The sequence below is a fragment of the Pseudomonas sp. genome (assembly GCF_032058845.1).
Classification (GTDB): domain Bacteria; phylum Pseudomonadota; class Gammaproteobacteria; order Pseudomonadales; family Pseudomonadaceae; genus Aquipseudomonas.
In genome coordinates this window covers 1-23202 of the sequence record NZ_DAMCCR010000010.1, presented here as the reverse complement: position 1 = coordinate 23202, position 23202 = coordinate 1, and the positions used below count along the sequence as shown (strand labels likewise).

Below are 23202 nucleotides of genomic sequence, written 5' to 3'. Positions count from 1 at the left end.
CCACCGCGCCCCGGCTCCGGGGCGCACCTGCCAACCCGCGCGCCCAGCGCGCGGCGTGGGCCAGCCCCTTCCCCGCCGCGGTCCATTGAAACCACTTCCCCTGCGCCCCATCTAAGCACCATTGCCCATCACGCAGGTGCCCCATGAGCGACCAGCAGGATCATCCGGACGCGCACGACGAAAGCAGCGAAGTCGAGCACATCGAAGCCGACAAAGACACCGGCCGCTACCTGGCCTTGCCCGGCCAGCAGTTGCCCGACAAGGTCTACGTCATCCCCATTCACAACCGTCCGTTCTTCCCGGCGCAGGTCTTGCCAGTCATCGTCAACGAAGAACCCTGGGCGGAAACCCTCGACCTGGTCGAGAAGACCCCGCACCACTCGCTGGCGCTGTTCTTCATGGACACCCCGGCCGAGGACCATCGCCACTTCGATACCAAGGCGTTGCCCGAGTACGGCACCCTGGTCAAGGTCCACCACGCCACCCGCGAGAACGGCAAGCTGCAGTTCGTCGCCCAGGGCCTGACCCGCGTGCGCATCCGCACCTGGCTCAAGCACCACCGCCCACCGTACCTGGTGGAAGTGGAATACCCGCGCCAGTTGTCCGAGCCTACCGATGAGGTCAAGGCCTATGGCATGGCCCTGATCAACGCGATCAAGGAACTGCTGCCGCTCAACCCGCTGTACAGCGAAGAGCTGAAGAACTACCTCAACCGCTTCAGCCCCAACGACCCCTCCCCGCTGACCGACTTCGCCGCCGCCCTCACCTCCGCCACCGGCAGCCAGCTGCAGGAAGTGCTCGACTGCGTGCCGATGCTCAAGCGCATGGAAAAAGTGCTGCCGATGCTGCGCAAGGAAGTCGAAGTCGCGCGCCTGCAGAACGAGATTTCCGCCGAGGTCAACCGCCAGGTCGGCGAGCACCAACGGCAGTTCTTCCTCAAGGAACAGCTCAAGGTCATCCAGCAGGAGCTGGGGCTGAGCAAGGACGATCGCAGCGCCGATCTCGAACAGTTCAAGCAGCGCCTGGAAGGCAAGACCCTGCCGGAGCAGGCGCAAAAGCGCATCGACGAGGAAATGGACAAGCTGGCGATACTCGAAACCGGCTCGCCCGAATACGCCGTGACCCGCAACTACCTCGACTGGGCCAGCGCCCTGCCATGGGGCGTGTACGGCAAGGACAAGCTCGACCTCAAGCACGCACGCAAGGTGCTCGACCAGCACCATGCCGGCCTCGATGACATCAAGGAACGTATCCTGGAATTCCTCGCGGTCGGTGCCTGGAAAGGCGAGATCAGCGGCTCCATCGTGCTGCTGGTGGGCCCGCCGGGGGTGGGCAAGACCAGTGTCGGCAAGTCCATTGCCGAATCTCTGGGCCGGCCGTTCTACCGCTTCAGCCTGGGCGGCATGCGCGACGAGGCCGAGATCAAGGGGCACCGCCGCACGTACATCGGCGCCCAGCCTGGCAAGCTGGTGCAGGCGCTCAAAGACGTCGAAGTGATGAACCCGGTGATCATGCTCGATGAGATCGACAAGATGGGCCAGAGCTACCAGGGCGACCCGGCCTCGGCGCTGCTGGAAACCCTTGATCCCGAGCAGAACGTCGACTTCCTCGACCACTACCTCGACCTGCGCCTGGACCTGTCCAAAGTGCTGTTCATCTGTACCGCGAACACGCTGGACTCGATCCCGGGGCCGCTGCTGGACCGCATGGAAGTGATTCGCCTGTCGGGCTACATCACCGAAGAAAAACTCGCCATCGCCAAGCGTCACCTGTGGCCCAAGCAACTGGCCAAGGCCGGCGTGGCCAAGACCAGCCTGAGCATCAGCGACAACGCGCTGCGCCTGGTGATCGAGGGCTACGCCCGCGAAGCCGGCGTACGCCAGCTGGAGAAACAACTGGGCAAGCTGGTGCGTAAATCGGTGCTCAAGCTGCTGGAAGACCCCGAAGCAAAACTCAAGATCGGCCCGAAAGACCTTGAGCCCGCGCTGGGGGTGGCGGTGTTCCGCAGCGAGCAGGTGCTGTCGGGCAAGGGCATCATCACCGGCCTTGCCTGGACCAGCATGGGCGGCGCCACGCTGCCCATCGAGGCCACGCGCATTCATACCCTCAACCGCGGCTTCAAGCTCACCGGCAAGCTGGGGGATGTGATGAAGGAGTCGGCTGACATCGCGCTGAGCTATGTCAGTTCCAACCTCAAGCAGTTTGGCGGCGACCCGACGTTCTTCGACGAAGCGTTCATCCATGTGCACGTCCCCGAAGGGGCAACGCCCAAGGACGGCCCGAGCGCGGGTGTGACGATGGCCAGTGCGCTGCTGTCGCTGGCACGCGATCAGGCACCGAAAAAAGGCGTGGCGATGACCGGCGAGCTGACGCTCACAGGCCAGGTCCTGCCAATTGGTGGCGTACGCGAAAAGGTGATTGCGGCGCGCCGGCAGAAGATCTTCGAGCTGATTCTGCCCGAGGCGAACCGCGGAGATTTCGAGGAATTGCCGGATTACTTGCGTAAGGGAATAACGGTCCACTTCGCGCGGCGTTATGAAGATGTTGCCAAGGTGCTGTTTTAACGGCTAGCACTGTCGCGTTGGCCAACACTGACTGAAGTCCCTCAGGCCGGACCTGCCGCAGACAATCAGGTATGTGCCTGTATCTGCGGCAGCACTGGCGGCTCAAACGGCTTCGAATTGCCTACGCACGCTCAGTAGATAGCCACGGCAGGCGCTAAGCGCACTGAAGACTGTTCTTGAATCCACCGCATCTGCCGCTGCGGCTTGCAGCGCACGCCACTGCGCCGAGAAGATGTCCATCTGGCTCAACCATTGCCCGCGCAGCGCCAGTAATGCCTCGGCACGATCATATTGCTGGACCTGCTCAGAGGACCTTTGTGCATGATCGAGCAGTCGCTTGAGGACTTCCCGGTCCTGCTCGATCGACTTTCGCATCTGCTTGGACACATCAAGCAGCTTGGTGAGCTCACGTCCTCGCTCGAAAAGCTCAACGTGCTTGTTGAGCTTGCTGACGGCGGCTTTCAACAGTTCTGAGGTAACCATCGGGTTCTTCAGCGTCTTGAGGATGATTTCCAGCTCTTCGTCCGTCGGAAGGATATGTTTCAATAATGAGCTGACAGATGGTGCAGTCAGCAAAGCCAAGCTGCTCTCAGTCTCCGCCAGAACGATTTCACGTTTTTTGAGCGTTTCCTCGGCCCTGGCGACGTTTTCGGCGTGTTGAGCAGTTTGAGACTGCGACTCTTGTTTCAGCGAAGTCAAATCGAGATCGGCATAGGCAGTGACTGCCTGAATACTCTGCATGACAGGGAGCACCTGTTCACTCAGATCGGTACGCAGGCGAACCAATTGCTCTTCATAGAACACCAAGGCATCGTCCTGAGGTTCTTCCAGGTCATTGTCGAGAAGCACCAGGGCTGCTGCATTGGAACGTCGCAATGCCTGATTGCCACTGACGATCAACGTACTGAGTGATTTCAGCCGCTCCTGGACCGCTGACAAGAGCAGATGCGTTTCGCTATAGCTGATCTTGTACGCGGCTTTTTCAATTCCCAGCAGCGCTTTGACGTCAGGTGCAGGGAGGGCACTGTAGTGAGCTGTCATAATTAAATCCTTATCAGTCAGATTCTGCTATTACATTGAAGAGCAACGACAGTTGCTGAGAAATCTTCAAAATGGATTTCCAGGGTCTTACGATACGTTGAAAGGTGATTACAAAGTGCATCAATTGGGCTCGGGTAGTCACAGTACTCGCGTTATTCAGCGATGTCTTCGCATAGGCCTCAAGTAAAATCCAGACATCCTCGAGATGTTTGACGGCGGTAATAACGTCGACAAGTCTGAAACGAATATCAAGAATCTCGCCTTGTAAATGCTCAAAGCTACCAAGCTCATCAGCCAACGATGCTCGCTCCGCAGCGACACGTTCACGCTCTTTGATCAGTTTGTTCTTTTCAGCGCGTTCTGCTTCCGCTTTGGAGCCGAAAATCCCACCTGTAATGATCAAACCCGCAGGGCCGAATACCAAACCTGTGAACGCGAACCCCACGAGTTGTGAGTAACGCGCCGCCGAGTCTTTGATCGCTGTATCCAGTTCATCCAGAAGTGCTCCCAGACCGGCGATTCTTCCGCTTGGATTGTGTTTCCTGAGCGAGTCAGCGAGCCCGTCCGCCATCGGCTGCAGATTTTTCGGAATGACCTCTTCAAAAGACTCGATCAGCGCTTTCACCGCGCGGATTGCTTCCAGCTTATCGGTAATCTCCTTTTTAATATGGCCGATGTAAAGCTCAACGCCCGCCTGAAAAGTCGTAGACTCTGACGTCGACAATGGGAGTGCCGAGCGAGCCCAATCGCCCGCCTCACTAAAACTTATCTTCAGCGCGGGATGTTCATTCAGGTGGCGAACAAAGTCATTGCCTTCCGCCAAAAAATTTTCGGCAAATACCTGCAGATCGCTGCCCATCCGTTTGCAGCTCGACTCGATAGCTCTCCATGAGGCAGCATGCTTGCGAAGATTTTCGTGAAATACTGATATATCCTCGATATTGAGCTTCAATATATCGAAGTTGGCAGACGCCTCTAGCGACATACGGTCTGGTGGTAACCGCCAGACCGCGCGAGTATAGTTTCTTATCTGAACCAGATTTTCCTTGCTGAAAATGAAAGCCGGCGCTTCACTCTTGAAGTCGAAAATTTGAGACGGAATAATTTCTGCCCGTTCCTCTTCATTCAGCTGTTCAAATGTTCGCCCCTCCGACTGACGCTGGATATCAGGCGCTCTTAGTTTTTCCATTGCACTTCTCCATCAACGTGCTTCTGTTATCAAAAGCAACAGCAGAGTGCAAAATGTATAGAATCGAGACAGATGCGAGACTCAGGGATATGCCTCACAGCGTTGTGAAAAGCGCGCTCTATGTTGCGGGAAAACTGAGAGAGGGAAAGTCTGACAGGGGTCTACTTACTGCCTGTAGAACAAACCGCGAAACACTCGGCAGAGCGCGGCAGGTTTGAGCTGAAACAATCGCCCGACCTTTCCACTTCATACCCAGGCAAGGTGGGTTACTGAGTGCTGAGCCAGGCACTGTCGGACGCAATTGGACTGAGCATCCCATCGATCAATGTGCATCGAGCCGTACAGGCGGTAGTTACTTTGGTTAGAATGCGCCCTTTTCTTATCTGTCCGAGCCCGTAGTGACCCATCCTGCAGACCGCCTTTTCGCCAAACCCCTGGAGCAGGTCCCTGACTTCGTCTTCAACGAAGACGTGGTGCAGGTCTTTCCTGACATGATCAAGCGCTCGGTGCCCGGCTACCCGACCATCGTCGAGAACCTCGGCGTGCTCGCAGCGCGCTTTGCGCAGCCCGACAGTGCGCTGTATGACCTGGGCGCCTCACTGGGTGCGGTCAGCCAGGCCGTGCGTCGCCATGTGCGCACAGAGGGTTGCCGGGTCATCGCGGTGGACAACTCTGCAGCCATGGTCGAGCGCTGCCGGCAGTACCTGACCGCCCAGGACTCGATGTTCCAGGAACTGTTGCCGGTGCAGGTGCTCGAGGCCGACATCCTCGAGCTGCCCTTGCAACAGGCCTCGGTGGTGGCCATGAACTTCACCCTGCAGTTCATCGCGCCCGAACAGCGCCTGGGGTTGCTCACGCGGATTCGTCAGGCCTTGCTGCCCGGTGGCGCGTTGATTCTTTCCGAGAAACTGCTGATGGCCGATACCCATGCGCAGCAGTTGCTCAACGACCTGCACCTGGACTTCAAGCGCGCCAACGGCTACAGCGAACTGGAAATCGCCCAGAAACGCAGCGCCATCGAACACGTGATGAAACCCGACACGCTGGACACGCACACCGAGCGCTTGCGCGCTGCGGGCTTCTCCAAGGTCGTGCCGTGGTTCCAGTGCCTTAACTTTGCCTCCTTGATAGCCCTGCCATGATCGATCTGTCCCCCCTCGTCCAGCGTCTGGCTGGCACCCCACTGGCGCGCTGGTCCCAAGGCCTGCAAGCGCAACTCGACACCAAGATGAGCAAGGGCCATGGCGACCTCGAGCGCTGGCGCGATGCGTTGGCCGCCTTGCCGGATGTGCAGGCGACCGAGATCGACCTGCGCGCCGGCCTGCGCCTTGACTGCGCCTGTGACGATGCCACCCGCGCGCAGATGCGCAGCGCGCTGATGGGGCTGTCGCCATGGCGCAAGGGGCCGTTCGAGTTGTTCGGCGTGCACATCGATACCGAGTGGCGTTCGGACTGGAAATGGGCGCGCATCGCCCCGCACCTGAACCTGCAGGGCAAGCGCGTGCTGGATGTCGGTTGCGGCAACGGTTACTACCAATGGCGCATGCTCGGCGCCGGGGCTGAGATGGTGATCGGGGTTGACCCCAACTGGCTGTTCTTCTGCCAGTTCCAGGCCGTGCAGCGCTACTTGCCCGAGCACGCCGCCTGGCACCTGCCGTTCGCCCTGGAGGAGCTGCCGGCCCAGCTCGAAGGCTTCGACACGGTGTTTTCCATGGGCGTCTTCTATCACCGGCGCTCCCCTGTCGAGCACCTGCTGGCGCTGAAAGACTGCCTGGTCAAAGGCGGTGAGCTGGTGCTGGAAACCCTGGTGATCGAAGGCGATGAACATCAGGTGCTGGTGCCCGAAGACCGCTATGCGCAAATGCGCAATGTGTGGTTCCTGCCCTCGGTGCCGGCCCTGGAGCGCTGGCTGCGCCGGGCCGGTTTCACTGATGTGCGTTGCGTGGACATCAGTGTCACCAGCATCGAGGAGCAGCGCAGCACCGAGTGGATGCGCTATCAGTCACTCGGCGACTTCCTCGATCCGAACGACCCGACGCGCACCGTCGAGGGCCTGCCGGCGCCGCGCCGCGCGACCTTACTGGCGCGCAAGTAGCCTCGGCACGCCGGTTCAGGCTTTGAGGGTCTTCTTCGGGTAGATGTCGTAGCGGCTCGACTTGCCGTCGATGCTGTGGCTGGGCTTGGCGCCCTCGATGATCGGCGCCTTGCGCGGGCGCTTGACCACCACCCGGTGGGTGGCCAGCGCCAGCGCCGCCGCCAGCAGCGCCGGAGCATCCTGATCGTCGCCCACCAGCGGGCGAAACACGCGCATTTCCTTCTTCACCAGCGCGCTCTTGTCGCGGTGCGGGAACATCGGGTCAAGGTAGATGACCTGCGGTGCCTCGCCTTGCCAGTGCTGCATGTGCTCGATGGCGTTGCCGGTCAGCAGGCGCATGCGTTCAACGATCGGTGCCACCTCGCCCGCCTGGCGGCCACGGCTCAGGCCGTCTTCCAACAGGGCGGCGATCAACGGCTGGCGCTCGATCAGGGTCATGTTGCAGCCCAGGCTGGCCAGGACGAATGCGTCCTTGCCAAGGCCCGCCGTGGCATCGAGCACCGTAGGCCTGATGCCTTGGGCGATGCCCACCGCCTTGGCGATCATCTGCCCACTCCCGCCACCGAACAGACGCCGGTGCGCCGCCTGGCCCTCGACGAAATCGACCCGTACCGGCCCCGGGGCCTGTGGCCCCAGTTGCTGGACCTGCAGCCCATCGCCGCCCACCTGCACGGCGAACCCCGCCTGGTCGTCTTCCAGCGGCAGACCCAGGCGTTGCGCCCACCTCTCGGCCTGGGCCTGAAACGGGGCAGCCAGCGCCTCGACCCGAATTGCGGTGCTTTGCTCTTGCTCGTCCATCACGTGCGTATCCAAAAATTAATGAAACACCGGCCAGTGCCGATAAAAGCGTAACGACCATTGTGCCAGAGCGCCTCGACCGCCACCGCCATGACTGACACCCTTCCCATCGGCCTGACCTACCTGTCGCCTGTTGGCCATTACGGCACGCAGAACACCCAGGCATCGAGCGGCGTGAGCCAGCTCTGGCAGGAGTTCCTTGCCCAGGCGGTGGCGGATCAGCAGGCGCTACCGGTCGATGCCTTCAGCCAGTCACTGGTGCAGCAGGACCCGGTCAGCGGCGAGCCCCTGGGCGGTGCACGGGCCCTGCAACTGATCGACGCTCAGCGCCAGTGCGCGGTGGATGATCATAGCGTCGACCCGCCCGAGCCGCTGTTCCTGCCCAAGGCCGAGCTCGACGGCACGCTGTTGCCGCCTGCTGCCGAACCGTTCGACGCCGCCGAGCTGATCGCCCAGCAGCGCGACCTGGACCTGAGCAACAGCTGGCTGCGCCCGGTGGTGATGGGCCAGGGCCATCCGCTGGCCGAGGCCGGTCCTGCTCCAGCGCCACGGCCACTGCACCTGCCGATTGCCGAGTTCGACCTCGACCTGCTCGAGCCGGCTGCCGAGCCCTACCCCGACCACGCGCTGGCTGACCAGGAACACGCATTGGCCTTCGACCTGCACTGGGCACGTCCGGTGGTGCTGAACAACCTGCGCGCCTACGCCTGAGATCAGCGGCAGGCCTGCCACAGGCCCATGTCGAGGTGAAAGTGGTTGGCGTGCGCCGCGTTGTAGTCAGGCCCCAGCACCATGCTGAAGGCTGTGCACCCGGCCTGCTGCACGTCGCGCAGAAACTGCGCCTTCTGCCCCCCACCCGACCAGTCGCGCGCCAGCGTGATGCGCTGCCCGTCCTTGAGCCGGAAACCGCTGATGTCCAAGGCGTTGGCCGTGGCGTGCTGGCTGAGCCGGCCTTGTTTGCGGTGGTACACGTTGCGACAGGCAAAGCTGCCCAGGTGATCGACCTGCACCACCGGCTGCCCGAACACCCGCTGCGCCGTCGGTTGCAGGCCGTGGCGCTCGAACAGGGCGTAGGCCACCGCCAAGGGGCAACTGGCGATGAAACTGCTGCTCAGCTGCGCCTGGCCACCCTCGATCCGCCACACATTGTGCAGCGGGCAGTTGGCCGTGGCCGGGCTGTCGGCCTGGGGGCGATAACGCAGACCGGTGCTTTGCAGTGCCTCGCGGCACAGTGCCGGGTCGTCACGCAGCCGCGACAGCTTATAGGCCGTCAGCCAGTTCGGCGGCTGACTCACATCCAGCGCCGCCCAGGGATTCCAGGCTGTCGGCGGTCGCCAGCCCAGGTGCCAGGCCTGGCCGACCACCAGCGCCAGACCAAACAGCAACAGGGTCACCACGCGCATGCCGATCAGCGCCGGAACAGGTCATTGAGTCGAGAGAACGGCATCGCCTGTTCGCCATAACTGAAGCGGCCTTCGCGTATCTCCAGCGCGGCCCGCTGCAACGCACCGAACGCCGCCCGTGCCAACGACGAGCCGACGCTGATGCGCCGCACGCTGAGGTCCTGCAGTTGCTGCACGTTCAGCGTCAGCCCCGCTGAGCCCATCAAGACATTCACCGGCTTGGGCGCCACGGCCTGCACCACGCTGCGCACCTGCTCGGCACTGCTCAGCCCGGGCGCATACAGCACGTCAGCGCCAGCCTCGGCGTAGGCCTGCAAACGCGCGAGCGTGTCGGCAAAACGGGTGGGATCGTGCAGCAGATTTTCCGCGCGCGCGCAGAGGATGAAGGGAAACGGCAGCGAGCGGGCCGCCTGCACCGCCGCACGCACGCGCTCGACTGACAGCGCGAAGTCGTAGATAGGTGTATCGACCCGGCCACTCGCATCTTCGATGGAGCCGCCCACCAACCCCATGGCAGCGGCGCGCAGCACGGTGTTCGCGCACGCTTCGGGCGAATCGCCAAAGCCGTTTTCCAGGTCGGCAGCCACCGGCAAGGCTGTGGCCTGCACGATACTGCCAGCGTTCTCCAGCACTTCATCCCTGCTCAGCGCGCCCTCGGCATCGGGCCGCCCAAGGCTGAATGCCAACCCGGCGCTGGTACTGGCCAACGCCTCGAAACCCAGGCTGGCCAGCAGTTTGGCCGAACCGGCGTCCCACGGGTTGGGCAGAACGAACGCGCGTTCGCGGTCGTGCAGCGCCTTGAAGGTTTCGGCACGCAGGGTTTGCACATCCATGATCACCACCTCAGCACAGGAAAAGATTCAGAGTAGCCCGAGCTGCTCGACTACAGGCGCGCGGGGAATCACCGGCAGCGGTGCCAGCCCTGGCAGCCGCTCGCTCAAGCGCTGATGAAAATGCTGGGCCAGCGCCGCAGCCTGATAATTGTTGGCCGTGTGCAAGAACACGTAAGGGCATTTGCCCGCCTCGATCCAGCTCGCCACCTTATCCACCCAAGGGGTCAGGAATGGGTCGTTCTCGGCCAGTTGCGGGTGGCCGATGAAACGTACCTGGGGGGCGTCGGTAAAGGCTGCCGGGCGCAGCGGCACACGCGGCTTCTTGCTTTGCGCATGCAGCACCGCAGGATCACGTGACGTGCAACTGAACAGGGCGCGCGGGTCGAGGCAGATGCGCTCCACGTTCAGGCCGTGCAACAAGCGGTTCAACTGCCGCTCATCGTCACCCCGAGCAAAAAATGCCTGATGACGCACTTCCACCGCGACCGGTACGCCGATCTCGCGTAAGAAAAATTGCAGTTCGGCCAGACGCTGCGGGCCGAAGCTTGCAGACAACTGCAGCCAGTAGGGTGAGACGCGTTGACCCAGCGGCGCCATCAGCCGGATGAAGGCCAGTGCTGCTTCGAGGTTGTCACGCAGGTCGCCTTCATGGCTGACCTCGCGGGGGAATTTTGCAGTGAACCGGAACGTCTCGGGCATGAGCTGCGCCCAGCGCTGAAGGGTTGAGTGCGGAGGCTGCGCGTAGAACGTGGTGTTGCCCTCGACCGCGTTGAACACTTGGGCATACAGACCCAGGTAGTCGTTAGGGCGGGCATCGGCGGGGTAGAGATAATCGCGCCAGGCATCATCGCGCCATGACGGGCAGCCCAGGTGATATGGCAGGATCGGCGCACTCATGCGTCAGATGTACAGGTCGAGCCCAAGCACATCCATGTCCCACTCGCTGAACCCGGCAGTGGAAAGGTAGCTGGCCAGGGCGCAAGCGGTACGCCGGTCACGAGCACGGGGGAAAACCAGGTCTTGGGGGCGGGCAGGCAGACCGCCACGGCGCTGACCTTTGGCCAGCGCGACCAGATCAGGCTCTTCGAGGATTTCCGCATCGTCCACGACATCATCGGCCACAGGCGCTTTGCGCGGCGGCGTGCGCTTGACCGGGTAGGACGGCTGGGGAAAACCATTGATGCGCATGAAGACATACTCATAACCATTGGTGGCAATCTAGCAGCACTGGACACGCCTGCGGTACTGCCTGCTGATAACTGGACCACAGTTACGAGGGAATGTTTATCGCGCGGGGTGATTAGCCGACGGATGCACCGGTTAAACGTCGGATTTCAGTAGAGCTGACCCTTTAACGCCTCATGACGATGTTCGGGCCGGGTCGCTCAGCGTGCTTTGGGAACGGCGACATTGTCGCGCAAGTAAACGGGCTGCGCTTGATCAGCCGCAACCGCTTCGCCACGAGCCCAGGCAAAGGCCGCCAAGGCCAACACATCTTGCGCGGTGGGTAGCCGTTGCGCATCGAACGTGCCAACCGTTGCTGGCAGGCGTTCGGCATAGCCCCAGCCCGTACCGGCCCCAAACCACTGCGCGGCAGCGATATCAGGCAGGGCAACACGTTCGGGCGGCAGTACCGCTTCCTGGCCAAGCAAGCGCATCTCACCGGCCTCTGCCTGATAACAACCCCAATACACTTCGTCCATGCGCGCATCGATTGCCGCAGCCACCTGCTGTACGCCCTGCGCGCGCAACGCGCCCTGGGCCAGTGCAGCGAGGTTGGACACCGGCAATACCGGGCGCTCGAGGGCAAAGCCCAGGCCCTGGACCACGCCGATCGCGATGCGCACCCCGGTGAACGCACCAGGCCCGCGACCAAAGGCGATGGCATCCAGCGCATTCAGTGGCAGGCCAGCGTCGGCGAGCAGGTGCTTGATCATCGGCAGCAGCTTTTGCGCGTGCTGGCGGGGAATCACCTCGTGATGGCTGGTAACCTTGCCCTCATGCAGCAGCGCAACGGAACAGGCTTCGGTGGCGGTATCCAGGGCCAGCAAGGTGGTCATCGAACGGGGTATCCAGGCAGGAAAAAAAAGGTGCGGCAGTATAAACGACAACGGCCCGCAAGCGGGCCGTGGCGAGACAACAGGTGGATCAGTTCAGCACAGCGAGCACCTTGGCGGTGATCGATTCGACCGAGCCGACGCCAGGGACGTGGCTGCACTTGGGCTTGCCACTCGCTGCCGACAGGTTTTCGTAGAAGGCTACCAGCGGCTTGGTCTGCGCATGGTAGACCGCCAGGCGCTCACGCACGGTTTCTTCGCTGTCGTCTTCGCGCTGGATGAGGTCTTCACCGGTGACGTCGTCTTTGCCTTCGACTTTCGGCGGGTTGTACTGGATGTGGTAAGTACGCCCTGACGCAGGGTGCACACGGCGACCAATCACGCGGCCGACGATCTCTTCGTCGTCAACGGCGATTTCGATCACGTGATCGATGTCAACGCCCGAGGCCTTCATGGCTTCGGCTTGCGGGATGGTCCGCGGGAAACCGTCGAACAGGCAACCGTTGGCGCAGTCGGGTTGGGTCAGGCGCTCTTTCACCAGGTTGATGATGAGCTCGTCGGACACCAGATGACCAAGGTCCATGACCTTCTTCAGTTCCAGGCCCAGCGGGGTGCCGGCCTTCACCGCAGCACGCAGCATGTCGCCGGTGGAAATCTGCGGAATACCGAACTTTTCGGTGATGAATTTTGCCTGAGTACCTTTGCCGGCCCCGGGAGCTCCCAGCAGAATTACGCGCATCTCGTGCTCCTCATAATTTTTATGTAAATCAATGGATTCGGCTGAACGGGCCAACTCCGGAAAATCGGTCTCGACCGAAAATCGGTCAAAAGGCTGCTCAAGATACACAGCGCCTGTCAGCCAGACAAGCATCCCAAAGTGGCAGGAATATGCCCCTTGCGACCGTAGGCCGCAGGGGTTGCGACCGGTGCAACCCCATGACCGACTGTGCTTGGCAGAAAGCGCCGAGCGGTCTGGATGACCACGCCTCTACTTCAGCCGGTGTTGCGTAAACCTGCAGCGATCCCCGCCACGGTGACCAGCAGGGCCTGTTCCAATGGGCTGTCCAGCGCGGCCTCACGGCCTCGGGTGCGCGCCAGAAGCTCTGCCTGCAAGCGATGCAGCGGGTCCAGATAGGTGTTGCGCAGGCGAATGAACTCCAGCGTTTCAGGGCTGTGCGCGAGTAGCACCGACTGCCCCGTCAGGCCCAGCACCACCTCGCATGACTGCGACAATAGGTCGCGCAGATGCATCCCCAGCGGCAGCAGTTCGGGTTGCACCAGACGTTGGTCGTAGGCCTCGGCAATTTGCGCATCGGCCTTGGCCAGGACCATTTCGAGCATGTCGATGCGGGTGCGGAAGAACGGCCACTGCTCACGCATCTGCCCCAGCACATCGCCCTGCCCCCGCGCCAATGCATTGCGCAACGCCGTTTCCCAACCCAGCCAGGCGGGCAGCATCAGACGCGTCTGGGTCCAGCCAAAGATCCACGGGATCGCCCGCAGGCTTTCAATGCCACCGGCGCGGCGCTTGGCCGGGCGGCTGCCCAGCGGCAGGCGGCCCAGCTCCTGCTCCGGGGTGGACTGGCGGAAGTACTCGACGAAATCGGCATGCTCACGCACCACCCCGCGATAGGCCGCCACGCCATCCGCTGCCAGTTGGTCCATGACCTCGCGCCAGGCGGGTTCCGGCAATGGCGGCGGCAGCAGGGTCGCCTCCAGTACCGCGGCCAGGTAGAGGTTGAGGTTCTGTTCGGCGATACCCGGCAGCCCGAACTTGAAGCGAATCATTTCGCCCTGCTCGGTGGTGCGGAAGCGCCCGGCCACGGAGCCCGGTGGCTGCGAGAGGATCGCCGCGTGGGCAGGGCCGCCGCCACGCCCGACGGTACCGCCGCGACCATGGAACAGCAGCAGTTCAACGTCATGCGCTTTGCAGATTGCCACCAGGCTTTCCTGAGCGCGGTACTGCGCCCAGGCCGCTGCCGTGGTGCCGGCGTCCTTGGCCGAGTCGGAGTAGCCGATCATCACTTCCTGCGGGCCTTGCAGGCTGGCGCGGTAGCTCGGCAATTGCAGCAGTTGCTCGATGACCGGGCCGGCGTTGTCCAGGTCTGCCAGGGTCTCGAACAGTGGCACCACGCGCATGTGCCGGGTCAGCCCGGCTTCTTTGAGCAGCAACTGCACGGCCAGCACGTCGGAGGCCGCTCCGGCCATGGAAATCACATAAGAGCCCAGGGAGGCCGCGGGGGCGGCAGCGATTTCGCGGCAGGTCGCCAGCACCTCGGCGGTATCGTCTTCGGCACTGAAGTGCGCCGGCAACAGCGGGCGCGGGTTGTCCAGCTCGGCCTGGAGGAAAGCCACGCGCTGCGCCTCGTCCCACTCGGCGTAGTCACCCAGGCCCAGGTAGCGGGTGATCTCTGCCAGGGCGTCGCGGTGGCGGGTGGCGTCCTGGCGCACGTCCAGGCGCACCAGGAACAGGCCGAAGGTGACCGCCCGGCGCAGGCAATCGAGCAACGGGCCCTCGGCGATCACGCCCATGCCACAGGCGTGCAAAGACTGGTAGCAGAGCTGCAGCGGGGCGATCAGGTCCTGGTTGTCGAGCAGCACATCGGCCGCCAGCGGCTGAGGCTGGGTCAACGATGCCTGGGCCCAGGCGCGAGTGGCACGCAGGCGCTCGCGCAGTTGCTTCAACAACGCGCGGTAGGGCTCGACGCTGTCGCCGACCTGTTCACGTAGCGCAGCGCTGGCCTGCTGCATCGACAGCTCGGCGGCCAGCGCGTCGATGTCGCGCAGAAACAGATCCGCCGCCATCCAGCGTGCCAGCAGCAGCACTTCACGGGTCACGGGCGCGGTGACGTTTGGGTTGCCGTCGCGGTCGCCGCCCATCCACGAGGCGAAGCGCACGGGCGCGGCATCCAGCGGCAGGCGCTGGCCGGTGGCCGCGCGCAGGGCGCCATCGACCTGGCGCAGGTGGTTGGGAATGGCCTGCCAGAGCGAATGTTCGATGACCGCAAAGCCCCACTTGGCCTCATCCACCGGGGTTGGCCGGGTGCGGCGGATTTCCTCGGTGTGCCAGGCTTCGGCAATCAATCGCTGCAAGCGCTCACGCACGTGCTGGCGTTCGGCTTCGGTGAGGTCGCGGTGGTCCTGCGCGGCCAGTTGCGCGGCGATGGCGTCGTATTTCTGAATGAGGGTGCGGCGCGCCACTTCGGTAGGATGAGCGGTGAGCACCAGTTCGATGTCCAGTGCGCCGACCTGTCGCGCCAGGGCCTGCTCGTCGTGACCCTCGGCCTTCAGCCGGTCGAGCAGTTCAGGCAGGACCCGCGCTTCGAATGGCGGCGGCTGATGATCGCTGCGGCGGTGGATCAACTGATATTGCTCGGCGATGTTGGCCAGGTTGAGGAACTGGTTGAACGCGCGCGCCACCGGCAGCAGCTCGTCATCCTCGAGGCTGCCGAGGGTGCTGCTTAATTGCTCGCCGGCGCCGCTGCGGTCGGCCTTGGCGCTGTGGCGAATGGCTTCGATCTTGCGCAAGAAGTCCTCGCCGTGTTGCTGACGAATCGTTTCACCCAACAGCTCTCCCAACACGTGGACATCTTCACGCAAGCGCACATCGATATCGGTCATCAGCCCTTCTCCAGTCCAGGAAACAGCTCCTGCCCAAGAGTGCACACGCGGCCACCGCCAAGGCAAGCGGCGCGAGCCGGCGCAACTTAGCTGCGCCACGCGCCTCTGACATCAAGTACTCCCTGACCGATGGAGAAGATCATGAAAATCCGCGAACTCGCCCAGCACTGGGAACACAGCGCCAAGGGCCGCCTGAGCCCGACCTCGCACGTCCTGCACCTGGACCTGGAAGCCGAAGCGCGCCTTGCCGCGCTGATCGACATGTACCCCAAGCGCACCGCACAGGAGCTGCTGGGTGAGCTGGTGGGGGCAGCGCTGGAGGAACTGGAAGCCAGCTTTCCCTATGTGCGCGGGCCACAGGTGATCGCCACCGATGAAGAGGGCGATCCACTGTACGAGGATGTGGGCTCGACACCGCGATTCCTGGCGTTGGCCAAGGCCCACCTGCACAAGCTCGATAGCCCGGAGGAGGACCCTCAACCCTGAGTGGATACGCAGCGAGGCGGACCATCGTGCGGGATCAGGTGCTGTCGCTGAGCGCTCGGACTGCCTCGCCTGCGTCAGGACGGCTACACCCTCTGTAGCGACCAACCGGAGCGCCGGATCGGCCGCTCCTGACCGGATCTCATGCCTCTGTAAAAACAACGCTTTCACGTTCACGCGCACCGCGAGGAGCGGCCGGATTACCCCGCCAAGTGCAGTAAGTTCCCCGGAAAAACCGCTGACCAATCAGTCAGCTAAAAAGATCGTTAGCGCACGAATTTATCGGAACTATTCAAAAAACAGCCCGGTCACACCCAGTAGCCATCACGGCAGAACCCTGTAAACACGGGCGTTGCGGCGCTCGAAAAGACCAGGGAAACAGCGATAGCCACTTTTCGGCAATCGTCGTTATCAGGAGTGACCAATGGAGTTGACCACCATGAAGACCCGCATCGCAAAACCCTCTTCCTTCAACGTGCGCGGGCTCAAGCTGGCGGCACTGGCCCTGGGCAGCAGCCTGGTACTGGCCGGTTGCGCCGGCAAGCCCCCGACCGAGCAGTATGCCGTGACTCAATCGGCGGTGAACTCTGCGGTCAGCGCTGGCGGCACCGAGTTCGCGGCAGTCGAGATGAAGGCTGCTCAGGACAAGTTCAAGAAAGCCGAAATCGCCATGCACGACAAGAAGTACGAAGACGCCAAGGTCCTCGCCGAGCAGGCCGAATGGGATGCCCGCGTTGCCGAGCGTAAAGCTCAGGCCGCCAAGGCCCAGAAAGCCGTACAGGACGCTCGCCAAGGGGTCCAGGATGTGCGTGAAGAAGGCCTGCGCGCCGCTGAATAAGCGCCCCGCCTGACCGCCTCTAGCCTTCGTTAATGATCAAAGGATGAATACAATGCGCAAACACGTCATGATCCCTGCCCTCCTCGCCATGAGCGTCGGTCTTGCAGCTTGCTCGCACGATCCGAACCCTAACCTGGAATCGGCTCGCACCAACTTCTCGGCGCTGCAGAGCGATCCGCAGTCGAGCAAAGTCGCCGCCCTGGAAACCAAGGACGCACAAGACTTCCTGAACAAGGCTGACAAAGCCTACATGGACCGCGAAGACGACCATAAGGTTGACCAACTGGCCTACCTGACCAACCAGCGCGTTGAAGTTGCCAAGCAGACCATTGCCCTGCGTACCGCCGAAGGCGAGCTCAAGGGCGCTGCGGCCGAACGTGCCAAGGCCCGTCTGGACGCTCGCGACGCACAGATCAAGAAGCTGCAGAACGAGCTGAACGCCAAGCAGACTGAACGCGGCACCCTGGTGACCTTCGGTGACGTGCTGTTCGACTTCAACAAGGCCGAGCTGAAAAGCAGCGCCCTGCCGAACGTCACCAAGCTGGCTCAGTTCCTCGCCGAGAACCCTGAGCGCAAAGTCATCGTAGAGGGCTACACCGACAGCGTCGGTTCGGCCAGCTACAATCTGTCGCTGTCCGACCGCCGTGCCGGCGCCGTGAGCACCGCTCTGGTGCGTGCCGGTGTCGACCCAGCGCGTATCGTGTCGCAGGGTTACGGCAAGGAATACCCGGTTGCCGACAACACCAGCAACTCGGGCCGTGCGCAGAACCGTCGTGTGGAAGTGACCATTTCCAACGACAACCAGCCGGTGAAAGCGCGTTCGACCATGCGCTAAGCGCCTGGCCTGATGCACAAGAAACCCGCCTTCATGGCGGGTTTTTTTATGCCTGATGCCTGCGTGTGCCCGGGCGATAAACTGGCTGGGCGCGTTACTCAGGGCTGGGCCGGCCCCACTGTCTTCAGGGCTGTGCCGGCGCCACGGCGCAGCGCACGGCACGCTTGCGGTTATCCACCAGCACACCGGTCAGCCCCTTCTGCTGGGTATCGAACAGCACCAGCACGCCATCGATGCACTGCGCCACTTGGTCGGCCGGGGTCAGCGAGACTTTGTAGTCTTCGCCGGGCACGGTCTTGAGCATGGTGTAGTCCTGCAGCAGCAGGGCGTCTTCGGGCTTGGCGAAGTGCAGGTAGCCGTAGTACCAGAGTGCGCCCACGGTGAGGATGATGGTGCCCACCGCGGTCAGGATCAGCGGGATGGCGTTGCGTTCTTCACTCATTGCGGGGGGTCTCGTGAGGAGAGTTGGAGGGTTCAGCCTGGGGGCCTTCGGTCACGGGTATTTCAGCCAGACGCCGCAGGCCGTTGAAGCGCTTCGGGTCGTCGAGAAAGCGCAGCATCACTTCACGCCAGTTGGGGTCAGCGAAGGTCTGCACATGACCGCCTCGGGTCAGCTGCAATACCCGCGGGGGCGGTGCCTGCTGGTACAGGCGGATGCCGTTGTCGAGCGGCACGAGGGTGTCGTCGATGCTGTGGAAGAACAGCTTGGGTGGGCTGTCGAGCTGGGCGATCGAGTTGATTGCACTGTCGCCGTCGGGCACCAGCCAGGCCAGCGGCACTTGCAGCGGCCAGGTCAGCCAGGAGGTACCGAGCGCGTAACGGCCGACATCGCGATAACTGGCAGGCACGCCATCGAACACCAGCGCAGTGAAGCGCCGACGCTGCTCGGGATGTGCTGCCAGGTAGTGGATCGCCAGTGCGCCGCCCAGGCTCTGCCCCAGCAGGTAACGGGGTTTGCCCTGCACCTCGGGGGCCTGATCGAGCCAGGCCAGCGCGGCCGCTACATCCTCGTAGACCGCCGGCAGGCTGGGCGTACCGGCAGACAGGCCATAGCCGCGGTAGTCGAGCATCAGCACCTGATAGCCCTGCTCGGGCAGCCAGTAGCTGCCGCCCAGATGGCCCGGCAAGTTGCCACCGTTGCCATGCAGGTGCAACACCGTACCCTTGACCGCCACCCCGGCTTTGGCCGGCAGCCACCAGGCATTCAGGCGCACGCCGTCGGCGGTGGTCAGGGTCAGGTCTTTCCAGGCGATGTGCGCACGTTCGGGGGTGAACGCCTGGCCGGGCTCGGGGTAGAACAACAGGCTGCTGCAACCGCTGGCCAGCATCAGGGCCGACGCCACGGCCAGGGCACGCAACCGCTTAGAGAATGTTCGCGTAATCGGCTTCAATGCGGTCGAGGCTCAGGTGGTTGAGGAAGTTGGAGAAGCACATCCAGGCGGCCAGCGCATTGATGTCGCGAAACTGCTCGGGGAGGTACTTGGGCGGCTCGACCAGGCCTTCTTCGACCAGTTGGCGCAAGGTGCGCATGTCTTCGAGGGTGGTCTTGCCGCAGAACAGCAGGGGAATCTGCTCCAGCTTGCCCTTCTTCACGGCCAACTGAATGTAGTTGTAAACCATGATGAAACCCTTGAGGTAGGACAAGTCCTTGGTAAACGGCAGGCCATCGGGCACCGAACCGCGGAATACACGGCTGGCGTTGCTGTAACTCTGGCCCAGGTCGAAGCCTTGCTCGCGGAAGAACGCGTAGACCTGCATGAAGTCGGCGCCCTCCTCGACCATGTGGATGGCGCGGGTGCGGTTGGCCAGCTTGCGCAGGCGGCTGGGGTAGGAAGCGAAGGCGATCACCTCCATCAGAATCGCCAGGCCTTCCTGGGTGACGGTCGAGGATGGCGGGCCCTTGGCCAGGAAGGTGCAGATCGGCTGGTTCAGCCCGTTCAGCGTGGTGCCTACGTGCACCAGCCCCTCATGCACTTCCAGGGCGCGCACGTCGCGGCTGTTGAACATGGCATCGGCGCGCACCTTGATGTAGTCGGCGCCGGCGGCGGCATCGGCCACGATGCCATCGGACTCGAACACGCGGATGGTGCTTTCCGCCTCGCCGAACACCCTGTTCAAGCGCTGCTGGAGAATCTCCACGGCCTGTTTGGCGGTGAGGGTCTTGGGCTCGTCCTTGAGGTCGCCGCGACCGTCGATGTTGTCGAGGTAGTTCGACAGCATCAGGCCCAGGTCGGCGAGCGTCGGGTCACCGGCGTGGAAGGCGTCGGACGCGGCGCCGTAGAGCTCTTGGGAAATCAGGCCGAAGTCTTCGGTGCCGCGCGCTTCGAGCATGCGCACCACCATGCGGTACTCCTTGCACATGCGCCGCATGATCTGCCCGACCGGGTTGAACTGGCCCAGGCGTCGGGTGATGTCGCGCTCGATGCTCTGGAACTCGGCCTTGACGGCCGCAGAGTCGAAGCCCAGCGGGCGGTTCTGGTAATAGGCGCGGTCTACGGCGGGCGGAATCTTGCCTTTGCCCTCGAGAAACGCCTGCTTGATGCTGTCGTCCCACTTCACCGCGTCGAGCACGCGAATCGGGGTCTGCGCTGCGACGATACGGTCGGACAGCGCGCGAATGGTCTGTTGATACTCGTCCACGGCGGACTCCTTGAGGCGCTTACGGGCGAGCGCGCTGCAAGCGCGCGGTTTCCACGAACACGTCGGAATTGGCAGGGTCGTCGAGGTAGGCCAGCACCCGCTCGGCAGGGCTGTCGATGTGCAGGCCCTGGCCGTTGTCGCGGCGGTCGTCGCCGTCGGCGACGCTGCGACCGCTCAGTTCCTGCTGGTCCACGGCCTGGCGCAGTTGCTCGCGGTCCAGGGTGTAGAGCAGCAACTGGTGGTCGTCGTTCAGCTCGAAGCCGCCAATGACGAAACCATGACCGATGGACGCCGGCGCGGCGCCCGAGACGTACCAGCGGTTGCCATGCCGAGCGACGCTGAAGCGATAGGTGTGTACCGAGTTGTCTTTGCCGCGCGCCACAGCCTGGTAGGTAGTGCCCTTGGCCTGGGTGATGGTCAGCGTCAGCGGCTCGCCCCAGGCATCCTTGCTGCGCCACTGGCCAAGCAACGCCTTGGGTGCGGCCTGAGCGCCGGGCAAGGCGGTTTCGAAGGTGTCCAGACAACCGCCCAACAGCAGGAATGACAACGTCAACAGCACTTGCCAGGGTTTCATCGAAAGCTCCTTGAATGACGGATTCGCCTACCCCGCCGCCAGCACCAGGTGCAGGAAGCGCGTGAGCAACGCGAGCATCCGTGTTTCGGCTTGGGCGTCGGCGTCGTTGAGCAGGCCCTGATATTCCATCTGCTCGATGAGGGCCGTCAACATCAGTGCATCCTGCTCGGGCTGTGGCGAGCCGATCACCTGCAGCAACTGGTGCGCGCCGTGCAGCAGGATCTGCTCATGGGCCCTGACCAGTTCGGCCAGGCGCGGGCACAGCAGCGCTTCCTGGCGAAACGCCTGCTCGGCAATGAGGTAGTCGCGGCGGGTGTGCAGTTGCCGGATGACGTAGTCCACTGCCATGCGCGCCACTTCGTCGGCCAGCTGCGCCCGGGCCGCCGGGCTGCCGTCGCCGCGGGCGATCAGTTCGAGCAGCACCCCTTCGGTGGCTGTCCAGCGCGTGGCCATGTAGTCGGCGCTGCGCGCGACATACTGTGCGAAGGTGTCGGTCAGCAGGTCTTCGATGTCCTTGAAGTAATAGGTGGTGGCGGACAGCGGCACCTGCGCCTCTGCCGCCACCGCGCGATGACGGACACCCCGCACGCCGTCGCGCACGACGATGCGCATGGCCGCGTCGAGGATCTGCTGGCGGCGCTGTTCACTGCCCTGGCGGGCGGTTTTGCGGCCTTGGTACTGCACGCTTTCGGCGACAGCGCTGGCAATGCCGGCGGCGCCTTGTTGGGCCATTGTGGACGTCACAGTGGTACCTCATGGAAAGTGGTTGACCTGGACCGGCCTTATCGCGGCTGAGCGGCCGCTCCTGCAGAGATCGCGCCATTGGGGCTGCTGTGCAGCCCATCGCGGCTGACCGGAGCGCCGGACCGGCCGCTCCTACAGACCCCGTATGCGCCTTGGAGCAGCAAATTCCTTACAGATCACGCATGCGCCTTGGCGCAGTAAAGTCCCTACAGACCCCCGTGTGCGCCTTTAGGGCAGCAGCGTGTCGATGGGAGTGCCTGTTGAAATATTGCACACGCCTTGAACGCGGTGAAGCCCATGTCGGGGCAACTCCTGTGGAGCTGCTCTGGTGGCGACGGCCCTTGTAGGAGCGGCTTTAGCCGCGAAGCGTCTTGCCGGGTCAGTACCGGTGTACAGACAATAAAAAGCCGCCTCGTAAGGCGGCTCGTTCATTCAGCTCAGGCCTGCGGACGCATGTGCGGGAACAGGATCACATCGCGGATCGACGGCGAGTTGGTGAGCAGCATCACCAGACGGTCGATACCGATGCCCTCGCCCGCCGTTGGCGGCATGCCGTACTCCAGCGCACGCACGAAGTCGGCGTCGTAGTGCATGGCTTCGTCGTCACCGGCGTCCTTCTCGGCCACCTGGGCCAGGAAGCGCTCGGCCTGGTCTTCGGCATCATTGAGCTCGGAGTAGGCGTTGGCGATTTCGCGGCCACCGATGAACAGCTCGAAGCGGTCGGTCACCGCAGGGTTGTCGTCGTTGCGACGCGCCAGCGGCGAGACCTCGAACGGGTACTCGGTGATGAAGTGCGGCTGTTCCAGCTTGTGCTCGACCAGCTCCTCGAAAATCATCACTTGCAACTTGCCCAGGCCTTCATGGCCGAGCACCTTGGCGCCAGCCTGCTTGGCAATGGCGCGAGCACGTTCGACGTCTTGCAGGTCGGCGGCGGTCAGCTCCGGGTTGTACTTGAGGATCGAGTCGAACACCGACAGGCGCACGAACGGCTCGCCGAAATGGAACACCTTGTCGCCATAGGGCACGTCGGTGCTGCCGAGAATGGTCTGGGCCAGCTCGCGGAACAGCTCCTCGGTCAGGTCCATGTTGTCTTCGTAGTCGGCGTAGGCCTGGTAGAACTCGAGCATGGTGAACTCGGGGTTGTGCCGGGTCGAGACGCCTTCGTTACGGAAGTTGCGGTTGATCTCGAAGACCTTCTCGAAGCCACCGACCACCAGACGCTTGAGGTACAGCTCCGGCGCAATACGCAGGAACATGGCCATGTCCAGGGCATTGTGGTGCGTCTCGAACGGCTTGGCCGCGGCGCCGCCGGGGATGGTCTGCAGCATCGGCGTTTCGACTTCGAGGAAGTCACGCTCGATGAGGAACTGGCGAATGTGCGAGATCACCTGCGAGCGCACACGGAAGGTGTGGCGGGTGTCTTCATTGACCATCAGGTCGACGTAGCGCTGGCGGTAGCGCTGCTCGGTGTCGGTCAGGCCGTGGTG

The 23202-nt window shown here is 63.0% G+C and carries 23 protein-coding genes; 7 read left to right on the top strand and 16 right to left on the bottom strand.

Features of this window, described 5'->3' with window-relative positions; all coding sequences use genetic code 11:
• Window positions 1-143 precede the first annotated feature (143 nt).
• Window positions 144-2564, top strand: a complete 2421-nt coding sequence (lon, locus tag RT028_RS03550) for an endopeptidase La (RefSeq protein WP_312932524.1) — start codon at window positions 144-146, stop codon at window positions 2562-2564.
• Between the two features lie 102 nt (window positions 2565-2666).
• Here the strand turns inward: lon and RT028_RS03545 are convergent, their stop codons facing one another.
• Window positions 2667-3605: an alpha-xenorhabdolysin family binary toxin subunit B gene (locus RT028_RS03545; protein ID WP_312932522.1), complete on the bottom strand. Its 939-nt coding sequence runs from the start codon at window positions 3603-3605 to the stop codon at window positions 2667-2669.
• A 13-nt stretch (window positions 3606-3618) separates the two neighbouring features.
• Window positions 3619-4794 carry an alpha-xenorhabdolysin family binary toxin subunit A gene (locus tag RT028_RS03540; protein ID WP_312932520.1) on the bottom strand — a complete coding sequence of 392 codons (1176 nt, stop codon included), beginning with the start codon at window positions 4792-4794 and terminating at the stop codon, window positions 3619-3621.
• A 398-nt stretch (window positions 4795-5192) separates the two neighbouring features.
• On the opposite strand from RT028_RS03540, the gene cmoA reads away from it, so the two are divergent.
• Both cmoA and cmoB read left to right on the top strand, forming a co-directional pair.
• Entirely contained in the window at window positions 5193-5936 is a 744-nt protein-coding gene (gene cmoA, locus RT028_RS03535; protein ID WP_312932518.1) for a carboxy-S-adenosyl-L-methionine synthase CmoA, read from the top strand.
• Window positions 5933-6889, top strand: coding sequence for a tRNA 5-methoxyuridine(34)/uridine 5-oxyacetic acid(34) synthase CmoB (cmoB, locus tag RT028_RS03530; RefSeq protein WP_312932516.1), 957 nt, complete (start codon window positions 5933-5935; stop codon window positions 6887-6889). Before cmoA ends, cmoB begins: the two co-directional genes overlap by 4 nt.
• A 15-nt stretch (window positions 6890-6904) precedes the next feature.
• On the opposite strand, the gene RT028_RS03525 is transcribed toward cmoB, so the two are convergent.
• Entirely contained in the window at window positions 6905-7687 is a 783-nt protein-coding gene (locus RT028_RS03525) for a class I SAM-dependent methyltransferase (protein WP_312932514.1), read from the bottom strand.
• Window positions 7688-7777: 90 nt separating this feature from the next.
• On the opposite strand from RT028_RS03525, the gene RT028_RS03520 reads away from it, so the two are divergent.
• On the top strand, window positions 7778-8398 hold the full coding sequence (locus RT028_RS03520) for an energy transducer TonB (RefSeq protein ID WP_312932512.1): 621 nt from the start codon (window positions 7778-7780) through the stop codon (window positions 8396-8398).
• A 2-nt stretch (window positions 8399-8400) separates the two neighbouring features.
• Here the strand turns inward: RT028_RS03520 and RT028_RS03515 are convergent, their stop codons facing one another.
• The 7 genes from RT028_RS03515 to ppc all read right to left on the bottom strand — a co-directional run bounded on the left by RT028_RS03515 (window position 8401) and on the right by ppc (window position 15601).
• On the bottom strand, window positions 8401-9090 hold the full coding sequence (locus RT028_RS03515; RefSeq protein WP_312932510.1) for an extensin family protein: 690 nt from the start codon (window positions 9088-9090) through the stop codon (window positions 8401-8403).
• Between the two features lie 5 nt (window positions 9091-9095).
• Window positions 9096-9923, bottom strand: coding sequence for an isocitrate lyase/phosphoenolpyruvate mutase family protein (locus RT028_RS03510; RefSeq protein ID WP_312932508.1), 828 nt, complete (start codon window positions 9921-9923; stop codon window positions 9096-9098).
• A gap of 27 nt (window positions 9924-9950) precedes the next feature.
• Entirely contained in the window at window positions 9951-10820 is an 870-nt protein-coding gene (locus RT028_RS03505) for a DUF72 domain-containing protein (protein WP_312932506.1), read from the bottom strand.
• A 3-nt stretch (window positions 10821-10823) separates the two neighbouring features.
• The gene (locus RT028_RS03500) at window positions 10824-11111 is read right to left on the bottom strand and encodes a hypothetical protein (RefSeq protein ID WP_312932505.1); all 288 of its coding nucleotides are present in this window, start codon (window positions 11109-11111) and stop codon (window positions 10824-10826) included.
• 197 nt (window positions 11112-11308) lie between these two features.
• The gene (gene tsaB / locus RT028_RS03495; protein ID WP_312932503.1) at window positions 11309-11983 is read right to left on the bottom strand and encodes a tRNA (adenosine(37)-N6)-threonylcarbamoyltransferase complex dimerization subunit type 1 TsaB; all 675 of its coding nucleotides are present in this window, start codon (window positions 11981-11983) and stop codon (window positions 11309-11311) included.
• Window positions 11984-12071: 88 nt separating this feature from the next.
• A complete protein-coding gene (gene adk, locus RT028_RS03490) occupies window positions 12072-12719 on the bottom strand; it encodes an adenylate kinase (RefSeq protein ID WP_312932501.1) in 648 nt (215 codons plus the stop codon).
• Between the two features lie 254 nt (window positions 12720-12973).
• The gene (ppc, locus tag RT028_RS03485) at window positions 12974-15601 is read right to left on the bottom strand and encodes a phosphoenolpyruvate carboxylase (protein ID WP_312932500.1); all 2628 of its coding nucleotides are present in this window, start codon (window positions 15599-15601) and stop codon (window positions 12974-12976) included.
• A 141-nt stretch (window positions 15602-15742) separates the two neighbouring features.
• Between ppc and RT028_RS03480 the strand changes: the two genes are divergently transcribed.
• The 3 genes from RT028_RS03480 to RT028_RS03470 all read left to right on the top strand — a co-directional run bounded on the left by RT028_RS03480 (window position 15743) and on the right by RT028_RS03470 (window position 17757).
• The gene (locus tag RT028_RS03480; RefSeq protein WP_312932498.1) at window positions 15743-16087 is read left to right on the top strand and encodes a pilin assembly protein; all 345 of its coding nucleotides are present in this window, start codon (window positions 15743-15745) and stop codon (window positions 16085-16087) included.
• Between the two features lie 421 nt (window positions 16088-16508).
• A complete protein-coding gene (locus RT028_RS03475) occupies window positions 16509-16922 on the top strand; it encodes a DUF4398 domain-containing protein (RefSeq protein ID WP_312932496.1) in 414 nt (137 codons plus the stop codon).
• Between the two features lie 52 nt (window positions 16923-16974).
• Window positions 16975-17757, top strand: coding sequence for an OmpA family protein (locus tag RT028_RS03470; protein ID WP_312932494.1), 783 nt, complete (start codon window positions 16975-16977; stop codon window positions 17755-17757).
• A 124-nt stretch (window positions 17758-17881) separates the two neighbouring features.
• On the opposite strand, the gene RT028_RS03465 is transcribed toward RT028_RS03470, so the two are convergent.
• The 6 genes from RT028_RS03465 to lysS all read right to left on the bottom strand — a co-directional run.
• Complete coding sequence (locus RT028_RS03465; RefSeq protein WP_312932492.1) at window positions 17882-18199, bottom strand: hypothetical protein; 318 nt, start codon at window positions 18197-18199, stop codon at window positions 17882-17884.
• Window positions 18192-19148 (bottom strand): alpha/beta hydrolase, encoded by a 957-nt coding sequence (locus RT028_RS03460; protein ID WP_312932490.1) that lies wholly within the window; start codon window positions 19146-19148, stop codon window positions 18192-18194. The genes RT028_RS03465 and RT028_RS03460 overlap by 8 nt, the downstream gene beginning before the upstream one ends.
• Window positions 19120-20397 (bottom strand): flavohemoglobin expression-modulating QEGLA motif protein, encoded by a 1278-nt coding sequence (locus RT028_RS03455; RefSeq protein WP_312932488.1) that lies wholly within the window; start codon window positions 20395-20397, stop codon window positions 19120-19122. Before RT028_RS03455 ends, RT028_RS03460 begins: the two co-directional genes overlap by 29 nt.
• 19 nt (window positions 20398-20416) lie before the next feature.
• Entirely contained in the window at window positions 20417-20971 is a 555-nt protein-coding gene (locus RT028_RS03450; RefSeq protein ID WP_312932486.1) for a hypothetical protein, read from the bottom strand.
• 27 nt (window positions 20972-20998) lie between these two features.
• The gene (locus RT028_RS03445; RefSeq protein WP_312932592.1) at window positions 20999-21703 is read right to left on the bottom strand and encodes a TetR family transcriptional regulator; all 705 of its coding nucleotides are present in this window, start codon (window positions 21701-21703) and stop codon (window positions 20999-21001) included.
• Between the two features lie 449 nt (window positions 21704-22152).
• Window positions 22153-23202, bottom strand: a 1050-nt coding sequence (gene lysS / locus RT028_RS03440) for a lysine--tRNA ligase (protein WP_312932484.1), incomplete at its 5' end; no start/stop codon positions are given.